The organism is Paenisporosarcina sp. P4_D4 (assembly GCF_056401835.1).
The window spans coordinates 1-1,221 of record NZ_JBFUIO010000309.1; the positions used below are offsets into that span (position 1 = coordinate 1).

Below are 1,221 nucleotides of genomic sequence, written 5' to 3' on the forward strand. Positions count from 1 at the left end.
GAACGTGTACTAGTACGCTATTCCAGATCGAACTTAATCCTACATTTCTAACCTGCCCTGTTAGTTAATTCGCAATAACAGCTGACTTATCAGCCCACTGTTCTACAACTAAGCTATCTAAAGTTTAAGTGAATATTTTCACAAGAACCCCTAATAATTGCATTCCCGGAGTATTGTTAAATCAAAAGCTATTTAAAAAGAAAAAAGCAACAATTCGAACGTTGCTTTTTCCAGTTTATCTTATTCGGAATTTTGTACGCTAGGAGTACTTCAACCTAAAAAAAGTCGAATTCCTTACTATCCGAATTTTTTATAAAAGCGTTCTTAACAGTAATAGAAATTGTTTAGTATCTATCCTAGTGGAATTTTTCCCTTCACGCGCTTTAACGTCGCTACTATAAGGAAGCTAACAATCACTAATAGGAGCCATGAACTCACTTTTCCTAGATGAACGAGACTCCATGCATCGGTTTGGTTTGGATACTCCCAAGCTCCAAAGAACGTTGCGATATTTTCGGCTATCCAGATAAAAAATCCGATGAGCACAAAAGAAAGTGCGAGTGGCATACGGTAACGAGTTCCATCAACCACGTAAGTGACCCATGATTGCCAAAAGACGATAATTACGAGTCCAGATAACCACCAACGAACGTCAATCCAATAATGGTGGGTGAAAAAATTCAAATAAATCGCAGCTGCAAGAGGTACAACTACCAGAAACGGTGGCCACTTTACTAGTTCAACATTAAATCTCCTCCACGCCTGGCAAAGATAACTCGCTACACTTGCGTACATGAATCCGCTATAGAGAGGCACTCCAAAAATTTTGAAATATCCTTCCTCTGGATAAGACCAAGAGCCCATATGTACCTTGAAAATTTCAAGCGCAAGTCCAATAAGGTGGAACAATGTGATAACCTTTAGTTCATCCCGTGTTTCAAGCCCAGAACGTATCATCCACCACTGCATCAGAAGGCAGATGATGAGTAGCCAGTCATACCGTGGTAGAAATGGAAGTGGCATGATCTGTGTAAAAGCCAAAGAGGCAAAAATAACGACAGGAAACAAACATGATAAAGCCTGCTCCCAACCAAAACGAACGAGTTTTTTTAGTGCTCTCATGATTTGTGCCTCCTAAGGTTTTTACTGAATATTTGTAAGTCCTGCTTAGTAAAGTAGTTAAATAGATTTAGGGTTATGTACATAGGTTCACCGCTGAAT

General features: G+C 39.3%; 1 protein-coding gene. It reads right to left on the reverse strand.

What is annotated here, in order from left to right; genetic code table 11:
• Positions 1 to 351 precede the first annotated feature (351 nt).
• A complete protein-coding gene (locus AC1DSL_RS18415) occupies positions 352 to 1,122 on the reverse strand; it encodes a DUF817 domain-containing protein (protein WP_477533359.1) in 771 nt (256 codons plus the stop codon).
• Positions 1,123 to 1,221 lie beyond the last annotated feature (99 nt).